The following is a 16,576-nucleotide window of genomic DNA, read 5'->3' as shown; positions in this document are numbered from 1 at the left end:
GAAAGGTGCTGCCCGGAAAGCAGCACCTTTCTGTCTGTCAGAGCACCAGCTGGATTTCTGGTGGAGGAGGGGGAAGGGTATCAGTTCCGTTATTGATCCCCGCGCTTGTGCTGCCGGAAGACACGCTGGCCGATACCCATTTAAAGAAACCTGCAAACGCGGTTGAATCTAGCGTCTCCAGAGACACAACCTTATCGGTGAGCTGTTTTAAGTGCTCATGGCCTGCTTTAGGACCAACGGCGCAGGCAATGATGGATCCGAATCCCCGGCCGCGAATCGCTTTTACCGCTTCACCGTACGCCAGGGCATCAGAAGGGGTTCCATCAGTCATCAGGAATACCAGAGGACGCCAGTCTCCTTTGGTATCACCATCTGATCGACGTACATCCCGTTCAACACACTGCATCAGACATTCAAGGGCAGCACCGGTGAACGTCCCGCCAGCGCTTGGCACAACGATGTCAGAAAACTGGAAGTCTTCCAGCGGCGTGAGAGGAATGAACTCACGCGCCTCATTGTCATAGGTGATAATGGAGATATGAACGCTTTCGAGGGCGTAGGGATCCTGGCGGAGAGCGCTAAGCATCGCCTGAATTCCAACGTTAACGGAATGGATGGACTCACCGCGCATCGAGCCGGATGTGTCGATAACAAGGTAAACAGGCAGGCGGCGCATCACATGTAATTCCTCAGGTGCGAGACAAATGAATCTGATTCTGAAGGCTCACCAATTGCCCTGAGTTTCCAGCCTGTAGCCTCGCGTATCAGCTCGGCAAAAACCATGGAGCGCTGGCTGGCGAAGGCGGGTCCGCCAGAAAGATCGAATCGTGCCATTTCAATATTACGGGCATCTACTGCCCGGATGAAGGCATTCTGAACTTTACCAAAGTGCTGCTGGAGCTTTTCACCATTGTAGATCTGAACGATGAACACAATTTTCTCGTACTGAGCGTCAAGGGAATTCAGGCGCACAATAATTTGCTCATCGTCACCGTCACCGGCTCCGGTTCGGTTATCGCCCGTCAGCCAGATATTGCCTGACTTATGGCGAAGGCTGTTGAAAAAGATGATATCGCCATTTACCAGCGTCGGTTTACCATTTTCCACGGTGCCAAGATCGGTCACCTTTCCGGCTGAATTACACAGGAAAGCGATCACATCAAGATCGTATTCTTCTTCTTTCTTACCAAAGATCCCGCCGAGGAAACCTTTCTTTTCCTCATTAATATCCCAACCGAGGCCGATAGTAACGGACGAGAGATCGTATTCATTTTTTTTCAGGCTTACGCCCTGGCCTTTGCTCAGACTAACAGACATGACATCCCCTTAATTAATAAATTTATAAGACCACATTTACTTCTGGCGGCGGCGGTGGCAGGTCTTCAAGACCGATCACTTCTTTTTTGCTGGACTCCACTTTCTGACTGCCTACCGAAATGCTCGCACTGACCCATTTAAAGAAAGCTTTAATCGTCGAACTGTCAGCTGTATCGAGCTGAACCACGATTTCAGTGATTTCTTTGAGGACGCTGGTATCGGCATCATGCCCGGCTGCACATGCCACAACAACGCCGGTTCTGGCCGCTTTAAAGTCATTCAGGCCTTTACGCCAGTCATCATTCGGACTTCCATCCGTCATCAGGAATACAAGGGGACGCCAGTCACCTTTAGTGTCAGCCGTCGTTTTCTGTACTTCTTTGGCAATGGAGCTGGCCGTGAGGGTAAGCGCTTCGCCAAGAGACGTGGTGCCGCTGGCTGTTAGTGCTGGCATCTGGAAACTCAGGAGGTCTGTCAGGGGGACTGCCTGTCGGGCTGAAGAATCAAAGGTGATCACTGACACGTAAGCCGTTTCGAGTGCATACGGATCCTGTTTCAGCGTGGTAAGCAGCGTCTGAACGCCATTTTTAACCGCTTCGATAGGCTCTCCGTGCATAGAGCCGGACGTGTCGAGTAGCAGATATACGGGTAAGCGTCTCAAATGTAATTCCTTCTTAAGAGATCGGAAGAGGAGAATAGTTTCAGGAAGAGGCCAGAGTTTGTTGATTTGATAAAACGGCACGACATCTGTCGGGTGGAGATTAAATACTCAGAAGCGGCATTAAAGAAATAAGTTAACCACCATTGAATTACCGACATGTGAATGGCCTCTTATCAACAGAAAATAATTCAGACAGGACTGGAATATAAGGTTTCTGAAAAAACTCGGGCAAAAATAAACTGTCTTATGTCTGAAAATCATCATACATCACAGATCTGCATGAATGGAGTGTAAATCGCCCAAAGATTGATGTGTAGCACAAGAGGATGTCAAGACACCAGGTTTTGTAGGCAGTAAGGCGCTGCTGACATTACAGGAGGAGAATAGATCAAAACTACGCCACGCCAATACAGAGGTGAAATATGACAAAACCGGGGTTTTCACCCCGGTATGAGACTTAGCGTCAGGACTTTTTAGCGCTGTATTCTTTTATCATTTCATCAACGGAGTGCAGAGCCAGCTTCTCTACCGCTTCACTTCGGGTCGAGCCACTCAGCGCAGCCAGACGGTCAATTTTTCTTAAAATCCGCATGCGTAGCGATAATGACACGGCTGTTTTTTTATCCTTATCGAGTACGACCTTCCCTGTGGACTCAACGGTTTTCAGTTCAGTATTCTGTGCGAGCGCTTCATTCATCCGGCGAAGGGTCTTTTTATCCAGCTGGCCCGGATTAACGAGATGATAGGAATGACCTGCCTTGCTGTATTTGATCTCCGCAGAATATGACTCGCGTAGCTCTTTGAGGGCCCGGGTTAATGTCGGCTCTGAGCATTCCAGACTGGTTATAATGTCGGCAGCGGAAACGGGCTTGCCGGTGCCCAGTAAGTTGGCAAGCTTAAAAATCCGGGCCTGTCTGGTATTTAATTGCATCGTAAGATTTAGCCTGCTTAAAGGGTTAGTGGTTCAATAGGCTGAAAAATGAAGGTACTGCTCATCTTTCGAATAACCGGGTGATCGCCTAACGCTTCAACCGGATCAATGTGTTCTATGCCTTCAAAATTTACTGACGACATCTGGCTGCGAGTGCATTTGCAGGACAGGATATACTCATCCTCCAGATAGCCGGTCCGCTTACTGACCCGTTGCGTAAAGCCTGACACAATCACGTTGTCGAACGGTAGCGTATGTAAAACGATACCGACCAGGCGGAACAAGCAGCCATGGACGTGGCGGGCATAGTTTTCGCGTACGGCTTTTTGCGTCATGGCTTTTTCCGTCAGCTCCGAGCCCCGGGCATTAACCCCGTAAATCTTATCAGGGAAATCTTCAATCTCAGCTAAATCAACATCCAGCAGGACTGCTGATAGCTCCGGCTTTACTTCAAAGGCAACAAGCGTTTCACGCGGCCATTCAGTTTCTGCAAGCACACCCGCCAGGTATGATTCGAAAAACGCGGCGTCTGTCCGGAACTGCTGCCGGGCATCTGCCTGAGCCGTGGCGAGCCGTTTTTCATGTTCTTCAGCCTCAAACTTCCAGTTTGCATACTGTTCGGCCCAGGCCGTCCGTTGTTGCTGGTACCGGTGCTGTCGAAGGGTGTTCTCACGCTCCACATCAATCAGCTCCTGCTGCCACCGGCGAAGATTTTCGGCGTGGCGCTCAGCTTTAGCTGATTCCGATTCAAACCATTTACCCAGAAAACTAATGCCTTCGCTCTCGGCAGGCTTTTCCGGCAATGCAAGATAGTCTGGCTTTTCTGGACGCACCGGTGCCGGAACCTGAAAAGGCGACGTTCTGTTATGCAGGTATACTGCTTCCAGCTCTGCCCAGCTGATGCCTGTTTTTGGATCCGGCGTCAGCTCGTGAATATTACGGATTGCGGTCACCGCTGACATGAGTTCAGCGGCTTCCTGCTCAAGCGCCTGTCTGAGCCCCGGGTCGGTTGCCGTCCGGTTCCCACCTCCGGAACGCGCGGCCCGGTCAAGCCGGGTACGGTAACTCAGCCCGGTACCGGGCAAGCCCAGATTGGCATAGGTCCCCCGGCTTCCAAAAGAAACGGAAGCACCTCTCGGCCCGACACTCAGGCTCGGTGCACCGTTACTCAGGTTGAGGCGAACGCCAGGAATAATGTTGATCGACTTTCTGAACCTGAACCCCATTATGATTTCCTTAATGATGCTGGGTCATGGTAAGTAATCTGATTCCATCAGCACTTTGCTCGTTCTGTAATCCGTAAAAACGAGCTCTGTCCAGAATGCCAGCCGCCCACCGGCGATGTGTGGCGGGTTCACACATTGCCCCCTGCGACTTAAACACGGCCTGGGTAGAGTTCAGGATCCGCAGAGCATCGGAGTGCTCACCCTGAGTGACCATCAGCGCGTTTTGAATGACCTCTATCTGACCCGGATGAATGGCTGTTTTCCCAACAAGCCCATGTGCCATATCAAGAGCCAGCTCTCTGGCCATAACGGCATGATCGTCAATATGCTCACACACGGGCGCGGTTAGGGCAAAATCACGCGGGCCGAAGACTGAAACGAGCATTTTGATGACGTAGCCCATCGGGCTGTCATACAGCGTCAGGTCCCGGGGACGGCGAAGCGACACAACGTTCATAAGATCGTTGCCGCCGATTCGAAGCGCAATAATGCGTTCGTGGCAGGGGTGTTCCACCAGGCGGGTGGCCAGCTCGCGCATCTGAACCACGTCAAAGACGTCTTCTGTTTCCAGCGTTGGCATCATGCACAGGTGAGTCTCGCCCATGATATCCCACCATTCAGATAACGAACTGAGGGTAAATTTTGGTAATACAAACCCGTCAACAGCGGAAAGATCATAATGTGCTTTTAACCATTTGCCCATTTCGGCATGCCGGGGGCGAATGAACACCAGAGGCCAGTCATTTTTACCTAGGCTACGCATGCTGTTACTGAGTTCGTGCAGCAGCTGCTCAAGATTTTTGAGGGCTACAGGGATGTCTGCTTCACTGACAGCATCCTCTAGGCAAATCACCAGAGAGCGCAAACCAGGTATTTTTCTGTTCAGGACGGCATCAGCAATATCTTCCCTTGTTGCTGGCATGTATAGCGTGGCTCCCAGATTCCAGGGAGAAAGACGATTTTTCATCAGAGCACCTTCTTGATAATGGTTACAGCCCGATACTGGCCGAGGGTTCCCCCCATTTCTGTAACAACTATTCCCTTTTCACGAGCAAGCCCAACAAGCAGTGCAACGTCCGGGTCGGCAATCGAACGCACAAATACATGGTCCGGTACCCGACGTAATACAGCCCGGGTTGCTTCAGCAATACCGGGTTTAATACGATTGACGCTGTCCACTTTAAATTCATCGGCCAGAAACGCGATAACGTCGCGACTTGTCTGCCATAAGACCCGGGCTGACTCCGTATTCCAGCTCAGGGGAGCGAGGGATGTCGGTGTTAACTTCTTACGGAAATGAGCGACGGTATCGACAAGCATCCGGCTGCATTCGAATTCACTGAGATGCTCGCAAACCATGCACCCATGTAACCCTTCAGAGGACCATACTGACCGGGAGATAAGGCCTGACACTGGCGCACCCATGATGCCAAAAGGGATGAGCCAGTCATCATCACTGGCAGCAAGCCAGGAACAGCCACAGGGATCGGCCAGGACAACCAGTCGCGGCTGCTCAGGATAGCCCGGGCGATCTTTCAGTGCGCGTACAAGCTCTCCGGTAATTGCGCCTTTACCTGTCCATCCGTCAACAAAGACAATACCGCTGGTACCATGCCGCTCTTCAATGATGTCGAGTGCAGCACCGTCAATTCCACGATCCCGGATGATGCTGATACCGTAATGCCATGAGGTTTTCCCCATGTCACGCAGGGCTTGGTGCAGCATAACGCCGAGCGGTACGCCAGCTCTGACAAGACTGGCCAGTACAATGGGCTCATCACCGAAGCGTTCGGCCAGAGCAATAGCGAGCTGTGTGACTTCTTTTGCAAGCCTCTCTGCGCCCCGATCCAGCGCCCGGTGAAACAAATCAAGATGCCATTGTGTTGGCGCTGGCTCCTGGCTAAGCATGTCCGAATAATGTTTCTTTCCGGACTGAATCAGCTCTTCTTTTTGATCAACTGGCGTCATCTCAATGACTACCGGCTTTAGCAGAAATTCCACGTCACCGGGCTGGTATGAGCCGGTAAATGTTTCATGTGGCTGCATTTTAATTTTCTCCAAAAATTCGCTGTGAAATGGCATCTGCAAACTGACTCTGTCGAGGGATACCAAACCAGCTGCACAGTTTCATAAAACGATGATCGCTCAGGCTGTCGCCCAGACCAATTACGGGGAAAACTCCGCGTTCAGCCCGAAGTTTTTCAAGCAGCCAGCTGACGGCCAGCCCTTTCTCAACCGGGGTCGGAAGCCAGGCCACGTTATTACTGTTGCGGTGGATGTAGAAGCCCTCAGTCGAAAACACCGTTTCTATCTCATCCGCAATGGCATTGAGTTCGTCAAGGCGGGTACTGTCGCGGTGTTTCATCACCATATAAACCGCCGTATCACCGTATTCGAAGTTCAGTCTTGCCCAGGCATTGATCCCTTTTGCGTCCATCATTTCAGTGATCAGACGCTGCATCGATGTCAGCTTTTCCTGGTAGGGAGCCAGCTGGCAGAGCATATGGGTCTTCCACTCCTCGTCGGGTTTGCCTTCAGGCGTGAGAATGACGGCTCCGTGCGTGGTGATTGCCCAGGAGTGGAAAGGGATCCGTACGCGGCTGATTTCTTCAGTTCCCCGTGCGGTAACGGGAATGAGTTCAGCCTGCTCCAGGAGCCAGTCCACTAACATGGACTGTTCTTCCGTCATAAAGCTTCGTGGATTCAGGGTACGATCAACGGCACCGGTACGGAATGGCTCCAGGGCCAGCTCGTCCACCATTTTACGACGGGTCTGAAAGAGCGTGTCGTCAAGGTCGCTCAGAACAACGGGTTTATTCATAGGTAACAATCTCCACGACGGGCGCAACCTCAGCCAGTGCTTTAAGAAGCTGCGTGTCAATACTTTCTGCGGGTGTCTCAGTACACACAAGAATGCGGTCAAACTGCTGGTGGGCGACGTTATAGACAAAATTTGGGATGCCCAGCCCGTAGTTATCCGTAAAGGAAATTGCGGACTCAATGGCATAACCAACGGCGATAGGGGAGCGGGTGGTCGAACCATAAAATGCCTGTGCTCCGGCAGCTTCGAGCCGTTCAGCAAGCAGGAACGGCTCCCAGACGAATTCCCCTGTCCCGAGAACCAGAACACGCTCCCCCTTGCGGACGGAGACCTCATGGCCGAGATCGGCCGCAGGTGCGAGCATCCCCAGTCGACCCCATGACTGTTTTCCCTGGATGTCCCATTCTCCGCGTGAAGTTACGTTGACCTTCGGCATGTCCGGGACAGGTGCATCTGGTAATGGGGTCCATCCCCACTGACCGCTTACAAGAGAAATCGAAGTGACGGGTAAGGTGCTGCGCTCGGACAGGGCATTGCCACTCCAGTCGGTAAGCGTGACGGCGATAATCTGTTCAATATGTTGAAGTTTTCCGGTACTACGCAGGGCAGAAAGAAGGTTAATAAAGGTATTACCGGTGGTTGCCTCGTCATCAATTAAAACCAGCGTTCGCGCGTTGGTAACACGACGTCTTTTCTCTTCATCATCTGGCAAATAGATCAGATGATCGGTGGCGTGGCTGTGTTCTTCCTTGAACTCGCAAAGCAACGTGCCATCAACCGGGTGACGGGTAGAGGTCAGATAGACAGATTCACGATGCTGGTGGCGCACTTCATCAAACACACCGGCCCCAAGCCCAACGGCGGTTTCAGCCATACCGATAAACAGTAAGGGCCCTGTCAGCGTTGAGGGGAACTGGCTGGCAAGCTGTCTGTAGGCCTGCCGCATGACTGAGGGTGGCACGGGAATGTGCCTGCCGAGTACTTTGCTGACAAACAGAAAGGCGCGTTTCGGGTTGCGTCTTTCAGCGATATCAAACAGGTCATCGAGCGAAACTTCACCCTGGTCGCGGGTTACCTGAATCGTACCGCATGAGAGGGTACGGCGATAAATCATATCTTCGAGGGTATCAGACATAAACACGCCTTAATTCAGAAGGTTAGAGAGTGATTCCGGGTAAACGATGACATCTGTGAGGGATCTCACTGCAACCGGAGAAAAGGTATTTCTGGCACTCTGGATCACCGCATCTTCAGACATCAGACCTAGCTTAAAAGCAGCAAACAACCCGGGAAGGTTAACCCCGCTATGAAGGGTATAACCCACCCCGCCTGACGGACGCATGTTGGTTTCAAGCAGCACCGGGTTGCCATTCACATCGTTTCGTGTCTGAACATTCACCAGCCCGTCGGCCTTCATAACCCGGGCGCAGTCACACGCCAGTTCCCAGGCGCTTCCTTCGGTTACCAGATACTGGATAGCCCCTTCCTTACGGCGTCCCACGGCTGCGAGTATTTCGCCCTTATCCGCGAGGATATCGACGGAAAATTCCGGGCCTGGCAGGTACGGCATCAAAACAAGGGGTTTAAACGACTCAGAAGCCGATGCTGCTGCAATATACTGTTGCGGACTGACCAGGCGATGTTCGGGATGATTAAAGACGGCCATAGGCGAAGCACTGTCATCAAAGCGCCAGAATCCCATGCCATAGATACCCGTCACCGGCTTCACGCATACCGGGCTGTCAGTGAACGGCGGGGCCGCGAGGTGTGTCTTTAATTCTGCTAGCGTATTCACCCGCCAGGATGGTACGACCGGGAGCCCCTTTTGCTCCATAAACTGAGCAAAAGTAACTTTTTCGTCAGCCAGAGTTAACCAGTCGACGCCCGTTGCACCGGTAGTAAGGGTGGCACCGGTCGATTCAATGGCTGAACGGTGTTCTTCAAACCACTGGCTGTTACGGCCAGTATGAATATGGTGGATGCCGTAGGTCTGAATGGTTTCCTGAATAAACTGAAGACGTTTTTGAGGATCTTCAGGTTCAGTCAAAGAATAATCGGCAACGGAAAGAATTTCATTTCTTTCGTTACGGTGGGAGGCAAAAACGGTAATTGCAAAATTATTTTTTTGTGCAAATGATTTTACCCCCTGAATAATATCTCGCTGGGAGGACAAACCTTCCATAAACCAAATTTTTTTGTTCATTTTTTTTAATTATCCGGAACGCCATGCAAATTTATGATTGAGAAGTGAGTCTATGAGTGTCTATTCTAGATGTCAATCATAATATGATTAATAACTCCTGAAGATATGGAGTGTGCAAGTGTTTTTGTATTTTCCGGTAATGTATTGATATTTAATAAAAGTTCAGGGATTGGCTCATCCTAAAAAGGATTTTATTTTGTGTTTTTACATAAAACTACCAAAATTTCCCTTGTCAGAGAACTTCATCATGATATGATTTTCTTCGTCAGTTACTAAATATACCTTTGATTGTCTCGGTCATTACCATTTTAAGGAATAAAACATGGTTTCATTAGTTAAGAACCAGACGGTATCACTCAGCAAAGAATCATCTGCATTAAGCCAGCTTCATTTCGGTCTCGGTTGGGATCCGGTTAAGAAAAAAGGTCTTCTTGGAGGATTGTTTGGAGGCAACGACTCAATCGATCTCGATGCTGGCTGCGTATTAATGGACAGCACCGGTAAAACAATTGACACCATCTGGTTCCGCAAACTGGAATCCACTTGCGGCGCTGTTGTGCATAGTGGCGATAACCTGACCGGTGAGGGTGACGGTGACGATGAAGTGATTAAGGTCAACCTCTCCCGACTGCCTGCAAACGTTGAATACCTGGCGTTTACGGTAAACAGCTTCCGGGGCCAGTCGTTCAATGACGTCGAAAACGCGTTCTGCCGCGTGGTCGATCAAACCGGCAAAGAGCTGGCTCGCTACAAGCTGACTGAGCAGGGCTCACATACCGGGATCGTTATTTCTTCGCTGCGCCGTAATAACGGCAACTGGGACTTTACCGCCCTTGGCCATGCCTGTCGCGGCCGCACAATTGACGATATGCACTCCGATATCGTTTCAGCGGTTATTCGCTAATGAACCTGACGCCGGGGGGCAATGCCCCCGTTCCAGCCCAGGAGTTGCGGGTCCGGATCACCTCGGGCGGTCAGGTGGATGCTTCGGCGTTTCGCCTGTATGCCGACGGGAAGGTGCAGGGTGATGCGGACATGGTGTTCTATGGTCAGCCACGTAACGATGATGGTACCGTCAGCCTGGTCAGTGAAGGCCAGTACTCAACTTTTACTGTCGCGCTCAACCGGCTGAAATCTGATGTCCAGAAAATTGCGTTCACCGTGACCTGTGACGGAGGGCAGACGGTGTCCGGTCTTCGTAATCTTTCCATCGACGTGGAGCAGGGGGCTACCGGCCTGGTTAGCGGCATTGTCGAACTGAGCGGCCGTCAGGAAGCAGCCTTAATTCTGGGTGAGTTTTACCGTCGTAATAATGACTGGAAATTCCGCTTCGTTGCACAGGGGTTCAACGGTGGTCTTAAACCGCTGGCAGAGCATTTCGGCGTAAATATTGCCGACGAACCTGCTCCCGCAGCCCCGACACCTCCGGTTGTAACTCCTCCGCCAGTTGAGACAAAAATCAGCCTGAGTAAGGTATCTCTGACAAAAGAGAAGCCAGCAATCAGCCTGACCAAACGGGATAACTTCGGTGAAATCCGGATCAACCTGAACTGGCACCGGGGCAGCGGCAAATCGGGCTTCGCAGGCATGTTCGGCTCCAAAGGAATCGACCTGGATCTGGGGGCCTTTGTTGAGCTTCAGGACGGGTACAAATCGGTCATTCAGGCGCTGGGTAATGCATTCGGTGATTATCGAGATGAACCTTATGTTCAGCTCAAGGGCGATGACCGGACGGGTGATGTATCAGACGGCGAGTGGCTGCATATCAATGGACGTGAATGGAAGCATATCCGCGAAGTGCTGATTTACGCCTTTATTTATGAAGGTGTTCCCAGCTGGGACAAAACTGATGGTGTGGTCACCATTCATGTGCCGGATCAACCGCCCATTGAAACCCGCCTGACCGAAGGTGAAAACCGTCGCACATTGTGCGCCATTGCCAGACTCGTAAACGAAAACGGCGCAATTAAAGTCGAGCGTATCAACCAGTACTTCAAAGGCCAGGACGAAATGGACCGGGCATTTGGCTGGGGATTTCGCTGGAGCGCCGGTTCTAAATAACACAGCAACAAAGGAAACAGGTATGAGCTTTTTCGACAAAGTTAAAGGTGCCATTAACTCAGGCCGTGACGAACTGACCCGCCAGGTTGGCCGTTTCAAAAACAAAAAATTCATGCAGGGCACCGTTGCTGTATGTGCCCGTATTGCCGTATCGAGTGACGGCGTGAGTTCAGAAGAAAAGCAGAAAATGATGGGCTTTCTGCGCTCTTCAGAAGAGCTGAAGGTCTTCGATACCAATGAGGTGATCGAGTTCTTCAATAAACTGGTTTCAAGCTTCGATTTCGATGTTGAAATCGGCAAGGGCGAAACCATGAAATACATCCTGGCGCTGAAAGATCAGCCTGAGGCCGCTCAGCTGGCCTTACGTGTTGGTATTGCCGTTGCGAAAAGTGACGGTAACTTCGATCAGGACGAGAAACTGGCCTCCCGCGAGATCGCTATCGCGTTGGGCTTCGACCCGGCTGAATTTGGCCTCTGATCCACATCCCTAAGGGTAAAATATGGTTTCCACACACATCGGCTTCCCGACTGAAACGGTCATTGTTTTTATTGCGCTTTCAGTCGGTGCCATCATTATTGACCTGTTTATGCACCGTGATGACAAGCCAATCTCCCTGAAGAGTGCGGCGCTCTGGTCTGTATTCTGGGTTGTGGTTGCGATGGCATTTGCCGGTTTCCTCTATATCCACCACGGTGCTGAGGTTGCCAGTCTGTTTGTCACGGGTTATGCGCTGGAGAAAGTGCTGTCGGTCGATAACCTGTTCGTCATGATGGCCATCTTCTCCTGGTTCGCCGTTCCGGATCGATATCGCCACCGCGTTCTCTACTGGGGGATCATTGGTGCCATTGTCTTCAGGGGCATCTTTGTCGCCATCGGTACGAGCCTGCTGAGTCTGGGACCGTACGTTGAAGTTGTCTTCGCTATTATCGTTGCCTGGACGGCGGTCATGATGCTTAAAAGCGGTGATGACGATGATGAAATTGAGGATTACTCCCAGCATCTGGCTTACCGCATGGTTAAACGCTTCTTCCCTATCTGGCCGAAGCTCAGAGGGCATGCCTTCCTGCTTAACCAGAAGGAAGTGGATGCCGAACTGGCGAAACCAGAAAACAGCGATGTCACCATTGGCCGTGGTAAAAAAGCGGCGCTGTATGCGACCCCGCTGTTCCTGTGTGTGGCTGTGGTTGAACTCTCGGACGTCATGTTCGCGTTTGACTCGGTACCGGCAATCATTGCCGTCAGTCGTGAACCGCTTATCGTCTATAGTGCCATGATGTTTGCTATCCTGGGCCTGCGTACTCTGTATTTTGTCCTTGAGGCACTGAAACAGTACCTGGTTCATCTGGAGAAAGCCGTTATCGTGCTGCTGTTCTTCATCGCGGCAAAACTCGGCCTTAATGCGACCGATCACATCTGGCATCATGGTTACAGCATCGCGGCAACAACCAGCCTGTATGTTGTATTGGGTGTGCTGGCGCTGGGCATTCTCGCAAGCGTCATGTTCCCGGGCAAACCTGAATCTGAGGAAAAGGGGAGTTAATCCCCTTAAGTGTTAACCTGAACAATTACTAATCGAAGAGGTTATTTTATGAGTGTTTCTCTTTCTAAAGGCGGGAACGTCTCCCTGAGTAAAGCAGCTCCGTCAATGAAAAACGTCCTGGTGGGCCTTGGCTGGGATGCGCGTTCAACAGACGGTCAGGACTTTGACCTGGATGCTTCAGCATTCCTGCTGGCCTCAAACGGCAAAGTGCGCGGCGATTCAGATTTCATCTTCTATAACAACCTGACGTCATCCGACGGTTCCGTAACGCACACCGGCGATAACCGCACCGGTGAGGGCGATGGTGATGATGAATCGCTGAAAATTAAACTGGACGCCGTCCCGTCTGAAGTTGACAAGATCATTTTCGTTGTGACTATCCACGATGCTCAGGCTCGTCGCCAGAGCTTTGGTCAGGTATCCGGTGCGTTTATTCGCCTGGTTAATGACGATAACCAGACTGAAGTTGCTCGCTACGATCTGACCGAAGATGCGTCCACTGAAACCGCCATGCTGTTTGGCGAGCTGTATCGCCACAATGGTGAGTGGAAATTCCGTGCAGTAGGCCAGGGTTATGCTGGTGGTCTGGCATCTGTATGTGCTCAGTACGGCATTAACGCGTCCTGATCGAAAAGTAACTTTTCATATCCGGGGCTGTTAATTCAGCCTCATTCAACTGTTTGCAGGAGCTAAAAATGGCTGTTTCTCTCGTAAAAGGCGGCAACGTATCTCTGACCAAAGAAGCACCAACCATGAATGTCGCTATGGTTGGCCTGGGCTGGGATGCCCGTGTAACTGACGGTCAGGCTTTTGACCTGGACGCTTCCGTATTCGCAGTAGGTGAAGACGGTAAAGTGCTGTCAGATGCCCATTTCATTTTCTTCAATAATAAAACCAGCCCTGATGGCGCAGTAGAGCACCAGGGTGACAACCGTACTGGTGAAGGCGACGGCGACGATGAGCAGGTCAAAATCGATCTGACCAAAGTCTCAGCAGACATCAAAAAACTGGTGTTTGCCGTTACCATCTATGATGCAGAAGCGCGTAAACAAAACTTCGGCATGGTGAGCAACAGCTTCATGCGCGTTTACAACAACGACAACGGCACGGAAATTGCCCGTTTCGATCTGTCTGAAGACGCCTCAACCGAAACCGCAATGGTCTTCGGTGAACTGTATCGCCATGGCGCTGAGTGGAAGTTTAAAGCTGTCGGCCAGGGTTTTGCCGGTGGCCTGTCAGCGCTTGCTTCCCAGCACGGCGTCAATGTCTAAAAGACGCAGAGTCTGACCCCGGCAATGCCGGGGTTTTTTTTTGGGTAACGATCCGCTATCAGCGGTTGAATCTGAGAAAGCGGGGCCGGGCATTTTCAGAAAGCAGAGTAATGTTAATTCTGGCGTGAGTCTTTTATGCAGGACCCGGGTTTATCTATGGTTGCTGGTTAAAGCCAGTATTCCGTGCCGTATATCAACAGCATGCCCCTCGGATATATGTTACTTTTGTGATTTATGAAGGAAAGGGATCTGGAACATAAGATACCCGGTCAATGAAAATTCCAATTCAACAGGTATAGAAACTTAAACGTGATGAAATATGGTGTCACACCATATTTACGCCTCACCGAATATCCAGCGTCCTGAACTAAGCCTGGGGAACATATATAAACGCTGCGCTTTAAAAATAATCAAAAATCAGGAGAGTTAATATGAATCTACAATCCGGACAAAACATACCCCTTCAGCAATCTGCGATCAGGCTGAATCTTCAGTACCCAGCCAAATCCGGCTTTAAAGGCGAACCCGATACCTGCCTGTTCTTGCTTAATGCTCAGGGAAAGGTCAGTGGCGATTCTGACTTTATCTTTTATAATAATTTGTCTTCTCCTGAGGGGGCAGTCAAGCTCGTTACCGGTTCGCAGCAGTCCAGCATTGAGATAGCACTGGATCGTGTTCCGGCGAACGTCAGTAAAATTGCAATCACCGTTGTCATTGATGGTGAAGATACCATCAGTGGGCTCAGTTTATTGAGCATTCAGGCTCCTGGTATCGCTGACTTTCAGGCTGAGACTCAGGGCCGCAGTGAGAAAGCAATCATCCTGGGTGAAGTATATCGGCACAATGGCGCCTGGAAGCTTCGTGCGCTCGGGCAGGGTTTCAACGGTGGACTTGAGCCTCTGGCCATTAGCTATGGCGTTGATGTCGCACAGCCAGCTCCGCAGCCAGCAAAGCCAGCTCGTATCAGTCTGGAAAAGAAACTGGAAACCCGATCTCCGCGCCTTGTAAGCCTCGCTAAAAAAGCCTCGGTCAGTCTCACTAAAAATAAACTGGACACCCTTGAGGCAGCGGTTGCATTTGTACTTGACGCATCCGGCTCGATGAGTGGCCAGTTCAGTAAGGGTAACGTTCAGTCTGTGCTGGACCGCATCGCCGTTCTTGCCGCCCAGTTCGACGACGACGGTGAAATGGATGTCTGGGGATTTGGAGAGAAGCATAAGAAGTATCCAAACGTCACTCTGGACAATCTGGACACGTATATTCAGTCCATTCGAGGGGCTGGTAAGCGTTCATCCTGGGAGAACCTGTGTAGTGGTCAACAAAAATTGGCCACGGCTTTAGAGTCTTTCCAGAACAATCGTTCTGATTCATTCGGCGTCAAACCACCGTTATATTGATGAGGTCTGAGCTGGCTGTAATATCCCATGATGTAGTTTGTTATTGCTGCGCTGGCTTCGCTAAAATTAGCGTATCCATTATCCGGCACCCATTCCGTTTTCAGGCTTCTGAAGAACCGTTCCATTGGGCTGTTATCCCAGCAATTTCCCCGGCGACTCAGGCTTTGTTTTATCTGATATCTCCACAGTAACTGTCTGAAATCTCTGCTGGTATAGTGGCTACCTTGATCCGAGTGATACAGCAAATTAGCGGGTTTTCCTCGTGCTTCCCAGGCCATGGATAGCGCTTTCGTTGTCAGTGCAGAGTCCGGGGAAAATGACATCGCCCAGCCAACCGGTTTACGGGAAAACAGATCAAGCACAACGGCTAAATAAGCCCAACGTTTACCCGTCCAGATATAAGTCACATCGCCACACCAGACCTGATTAGGCTCTGTTACTGCAAACTGGCGTTCAAGATAATTGGGGATCTCTACGTGCTCTTTAGACGCCTTCTTATATCGATGGCCAGGCTGCTGACAGCTGATGAGATTAAGTTCTTTCATCAGCTTTGTTGCCCGCCAGCGACTCAGTTTTACGCCTTTGGTTGTGACCATCACGGCAATATTACGTGCACCTGCGGAACCATTACTTTCGCGATAGCTTTCACGAACAAGACTGAGTAATGACACGCGCGTGGCATCAGGCTTCTTTGGTCGCCGCCAGTATTTATAGCTACTGCGATGAACCCCAAACACATTGCACACAACGGCAACGGGAAACCGCGCCCTGAGCTTCTCAACTAATGAGAACTGTTCAGGGAGTCTGACATCAAGAGCGCGGTAGCCTTTTTTAATATATCCCTTTCCATTTCAACTCGTTGAAGTCTTTTCTTCAGCTCGCGTATTTCAATCTGCTCAGGCGTCATTGGTGAAGCTGTGGGGGATTTTCCCGCTCGTTCCTCTTTTAACTGTCGGACCCACTTATCCATCGTGGATTTACCGACATTCATTGCCGTAGCAGCGGCTGCAACCGTGTAGTGCTGATCGAGTACAAGCTGAGCAGCTTCGAGGCGAAACTCGGGGCTAAAATTACGTCTGTTACGTCCGGTCATAATGTCACCTGTTTTTGACTATGAGGCGATGATATCACCTCTATTCAGGTGGCC

General features: G+C 50.9%; 17 protein-coding genes and 1 pseudogene. 7 read left to right on the top strand and 11 right to left on the bottom strand.

The genetic code is table 11. From position 1 onward, the window contains the following. Positions 1 to 37: 37 nt before the first annotated feature. The 10 genes from OVA10_RS24720 to OVA10_RS24675 all read right to left on the bottom strand — a co-directional run bounded on the left by OVA10_RS24720 (position 38) and on the right by OVA10_RS24675 (position 9,159). Entirely contained in the window at positions 38 to 676 is a 639-nt protein-coding gene (locus OVA10_RS24720; protein ID WP_001253658.1) for a vWA domain-containing protein, read from the bottom strand. Continuing rightward, positions 676 to 1,317 carry a TerD family protein gene (locus tag OVA10_RS24715; RefSeq protein ID WP_268197142.1) on the bottom strand — a complete coding sequence of 214 codons (642 nt, stop codon included), beginning with the start codon at positions 1,315 to 1,317 and terminating at the stop codon, positions 676 to 678. Before OVA10_RS24715 ends, OVA10_RS24720 begins: the two co-directional genes overlap by 1 nt. Before the next feature lie 22 nt (positions 1,318 to 1,339). Further along, the gene (locus OVA10_RS24710; protein WP_001388628.1) at positions 1,340 to 1,978 is read right to left on the bottom strand and encodes a vWA domain-containing protein; all 639 of its coding nucleotides are present in this window, start codon (positions 1,976 to 1,978) and stop codon (positions 1,340 to 1,342) included. Between the two features lie 463 nt (positions 1,979 to 2,441). Then, on the bottom strand, positions 2,442 to 2,909 hold the full coding sequence (terW, locus tag OVA10_RS24705) for a tellurium resistance protein TerW (protein ID WP_268197141.1): 468 nt from the start codon (positions 2,907 to 2,909) through the stop codon (positions 2,442 to 2,444). 17 nt (positions 2,910 to 2,926) lie between these two features. Next, a complete protein-coding gene (locus OVA10_RS24700) occupies positions 2,927 to 4,135 on the bottom strand; it encodes a DUF4236 domain-containing protein (RefSeq protein WP_268197140.1) in 1,209 nt (402 codons plus the stop codon). 10 nt (positions 4,136 to 4,145) lie between these two features. Next, complete coding sequence (locus OVA10_RS24695) at positions 4,146 to 5,102, bottom strand: HpcH/HpaI aldolase/citrate lyase family protein (RefSeq protein ID WP_268197139.1); 957 nt, start codon at positions 5,100 to 5,102, stop codon at positions 4,146 to 4,148. Next, a complete protein-coding gene (locus OVA10_RS24690) occupies positions 5,102 to 6,181 on the bottom strand; it encodes a cysteine protease StiP family protein (protein ID WP_268197187.1) in 1,080 nt (359 codons plus the stop codon). The genes OVA10_RS24695 and OVA10_RS24690 overlap by 1 nt, the downstream gene beginning before the upstream one ends. Position 6,182: 1 nt before the next feature. After that, on the bottom strand, positions 6,183 to 6,956 hold the full coding sequence (locus OVA10_RS24685; RefSeq protein WP_268197138.1) for a hypothetical protein: 774 nt from the start codon (positions 6,954 to 6,956) through the stop codon (positions 6,183 to 6,185). Further along, positions 6,949 to 8,091, bottom strand: a complete 1,143-nt coding sequence (locus OVA10_RS24680) for a phosphoribosyltransferase domain-containing protein (protein ID WP_268197137.1) — start codon at positions 8,089 to 8,091, stop codon at positions 6,949 to 6,951. The genes OVA10_RS24685 and OVA10_RS24680 overlap by 8 nt, the downstream gene beginning before the upstream one ends. Positions 8,092 to 8,100: 9 nt before the next feature. Further along, a complete protein-coding gene (locus tag OVA10_RS24675) occupies positions 8,101 to 9,159 on the bottom strand; it encodes an ATP-grasp domain-containing protein (RefSeq protein ID WP_268197136.1) in 1,059 nt (352 codons plus the stop codon). 322 nt (positions 9,160 to 9,481) lie between these two features. Between OVA10_RS24675 and OVA10_RS24670 the strand changes: the two genes are divergently transcribed. The 7 genes and pseudogenes from OVA10_RS24670 to OVA10_RS24640 all read left to right on the top strand — a co-directional run. Next, the gene (locus tag OVA10_RS24670) at positions 9,482 to 10,063 is read left to right on the top strand and encodes a TerD family protein (RefSeq protein WP_000254136.1); all 582 of its coding nucleotides are present in this window, start codon (positions 9,482 to 9,484) and stop codon (positions 10,061 to 10,063) included. Then, on the top strand, positions 10,063 to 11,220 hold the full coding sequence (locus tag OVA10_RS24665) for a TerD family protein (protein WP_112823623.1): 1,158 nt from the start codon (positions 10,063 to 10,065) through the stop codon (positions 11,218 to 11,220). Before OVA10_RS24670 ends, OVA10_RS24665 begins: the two co-directional genes overlap by 1 nt. A 22-nt stretch (positions 11,221 to 11,242) precedes the next feature. Further along, positions 11,243 to 11,698: a tellurite resistance TerB family protein gene (locus OVA10_RS24660; protein ID WP_000007449.1), complete on the top strand. Its 456-nt coding sequence runs from the start codon at positions 11,243 to 11,245 to the stop codon at positions 11,696 to 11,698. Between the two features lie 22 nt (positions 11,699 to 11,720). Continuing rightward, on the top strand, positions 11,721 to 12,761 hold the full coding sequence (gene terC / locus OVA10_RS24655; RefSeq protein WP_268197135.1) for a tellurium resistance membrane protein TerC: 1,041 nt from the start codon (positions 11,721 to 11,723) through the stop codon (positions 12,759 to 12,761). 48 nt (positions 12,762 to 12,809) lie between these two features. Continuing rightward, positions 12,810 to 13,388 (top strand): tellurium resistance membrane protein TerD, encoded by a 579-nt coding sequence (terD, locus tag OVA10_RS24650; RefSeq protein ID WP_000116680.1) that lies wholly within the window; start codon positions 12,810 to 12,812, stop codon positions 13,386 to 13,388. A 68-nt stretch (positions 13,389 to 13,456) separates the two neighbouring features. Next, positions 13,457 to 14,032, top strand: a complete 576-nt coding sequence (locus OVA10_RS24645; protein ID WP_139569170.1) for a TerD family protein — start codon at positions 13,457 to 13,459, stop codon at positions 14,030 to 14,032. A 431-nt stretch (positions 14,033 to 14,463) separates the two neighbouring features. Then, positions 14,464 to 15,339, top strand: a pseudogene (locus OVA10_RS24640) (TerD family protein); the annotation flags it as partial. Positions 15,340 to 15,347: 8 nt separating this feature from the next. Here the strand turns inward: OVA10_RS24640 and OVA10_RS24635 are convergent. Continuing rightward, a protein-coding gene (locus OVA10_RS24635; protein WP_416079273.1) for an IS3 family transposase occupies positions 15,348 to 16,522 on the bottom strand; the annotation gives its coding sequence in 2 pieces (ribosomal slippage) (positions 15,348 to 16,264 and positions 16,264 to 16,522; 1,176 coding nt in all). Positions 16,523 to 16,576 lie beyond the last annotated feature (54 nt).

The organism is Lelliottia sp. SL45 (assembly GCF_026672535.1).
In the GTDB taxonomy this organism is placed as follows: Bacteria; Pseudomonadota; Gammaproteobacteria; order Enterobacterales; family Enterobacteriaceae; genus Enterobacter; species Enterobacter nimipressuralis.
Note: the sequence above shows the minus strand (reverse complement) of the source record. Positions and strands in the feature narration are given on the sequence as shown.

Excerpts from the sequence above, each read along its gene's own strand:
- terD (WP_000116680.1), top strand. The coding sequence starts at position 12,810 with ATGAGTGTTTCTCTTTCTAAAGGCGGGAACGTCTCCCTGAGTAAAGCA.
- OVA10_RS24700 (WP_268197140.1), bottom strand. The coding sequence starts at position 4,135 with ATGGGGTTCAGGTTCAGAAAGTCGATCAACATTATTCCTGGCGTTCGC.
- OVA10_RS24685 (WP_268197138.1), bottom strand. The coding sequence starts at position 6,956 with ATGAATAAACCCGTTGTTCTGAGCGACCTTGACGACACGCTCTTTCAG.
- terW (WP_268197141.1), bottom strand. The coding sequence starts at position 2,909 with ATGCAATTAAATACCAGACAGGCCCGGATTTTTAAGCTTGCCAACTTA.
- terC (WP_268197135.1), top strand. The coding sequence starts at position 11,721 with ATGGTTTCCACACACATCGGCTTCCCGACTGAAACGGTCATTGTTTTT.
- OVA10_RS24720 (WP_001253658.1), bottom strand. The coding sequence starts at position 676 with ATGCGCCGCCTGCCTGTTTACCTTGTTATCGACACATCCGGCTCGATG.
- OVA10_RS24695 (WP_268197139.1), bottom strand. The coding sequence starts at position 5,102 with ATGAAAAATCGTCTTTCTCCCTGGAATCTGGGAGCCACGCTATACATG.
- OVA10_RS24670 (WP_000254136.1), top strand. The coding sequence starts at position 9,482 with ATGGTTTCATTAGTTAAGAACCAGACGGTATCACTCAGCAAAGAATCA.
- OVA10_RS24665 (WP_112823623.1), top strand. The coding sequence starts at position 10,063 with ATGAACCTGACGCCGGGGGGCAATGCCCCCGTTCCAGCCCAGGAGTTG.
- OVA10_RS24660 (WP_000007449.1), top strand. The coding sequence starts at position 11,243 with ATGAGCTTTTTCGACAAAGTTAAAGGTGCCATTAACTCAGGCCGTGAC.
- OVA10_RS24680 (WP_268197137.1), bottom strand. The coding sequence starts at position 8,091 with ATGTCTGATACCCTCGAAGATATGATTTATCGCCGTACCCTCTCATGC.
- OVA10_RS24690 (WP_268197187.1), bottom strand. The coding sequence starts at position 6,181 with ATGCAGCCACATGAAACATTTACCGGCTCATACCAGCCCGGTGACGTG.
- OVA10_RS24645 (WP_139569170.1), top strand. The coding sequence starts at position 13,457 with ATGGCTGTTTCTCTCGTAAAAGGCGGCAACGTATCTCTGACCAAAGAA.
- OVA10_RS24715 (WP_268197142.1), bottom strand. The coding sequence starts at position 1,317 with ATGTCTGTTAGTCTGAGCAAAGGCCAGGGCGTAAGCCTGAAAAAAAAT.
- OVA10_RS24675 (WP_268197136.1), bottom strand. The coding sequence starts at position 9,159 with ATGAACAAAAAAATTTGGTTTATGGAAGGTTTGTCCTCCCAGCGAGAT.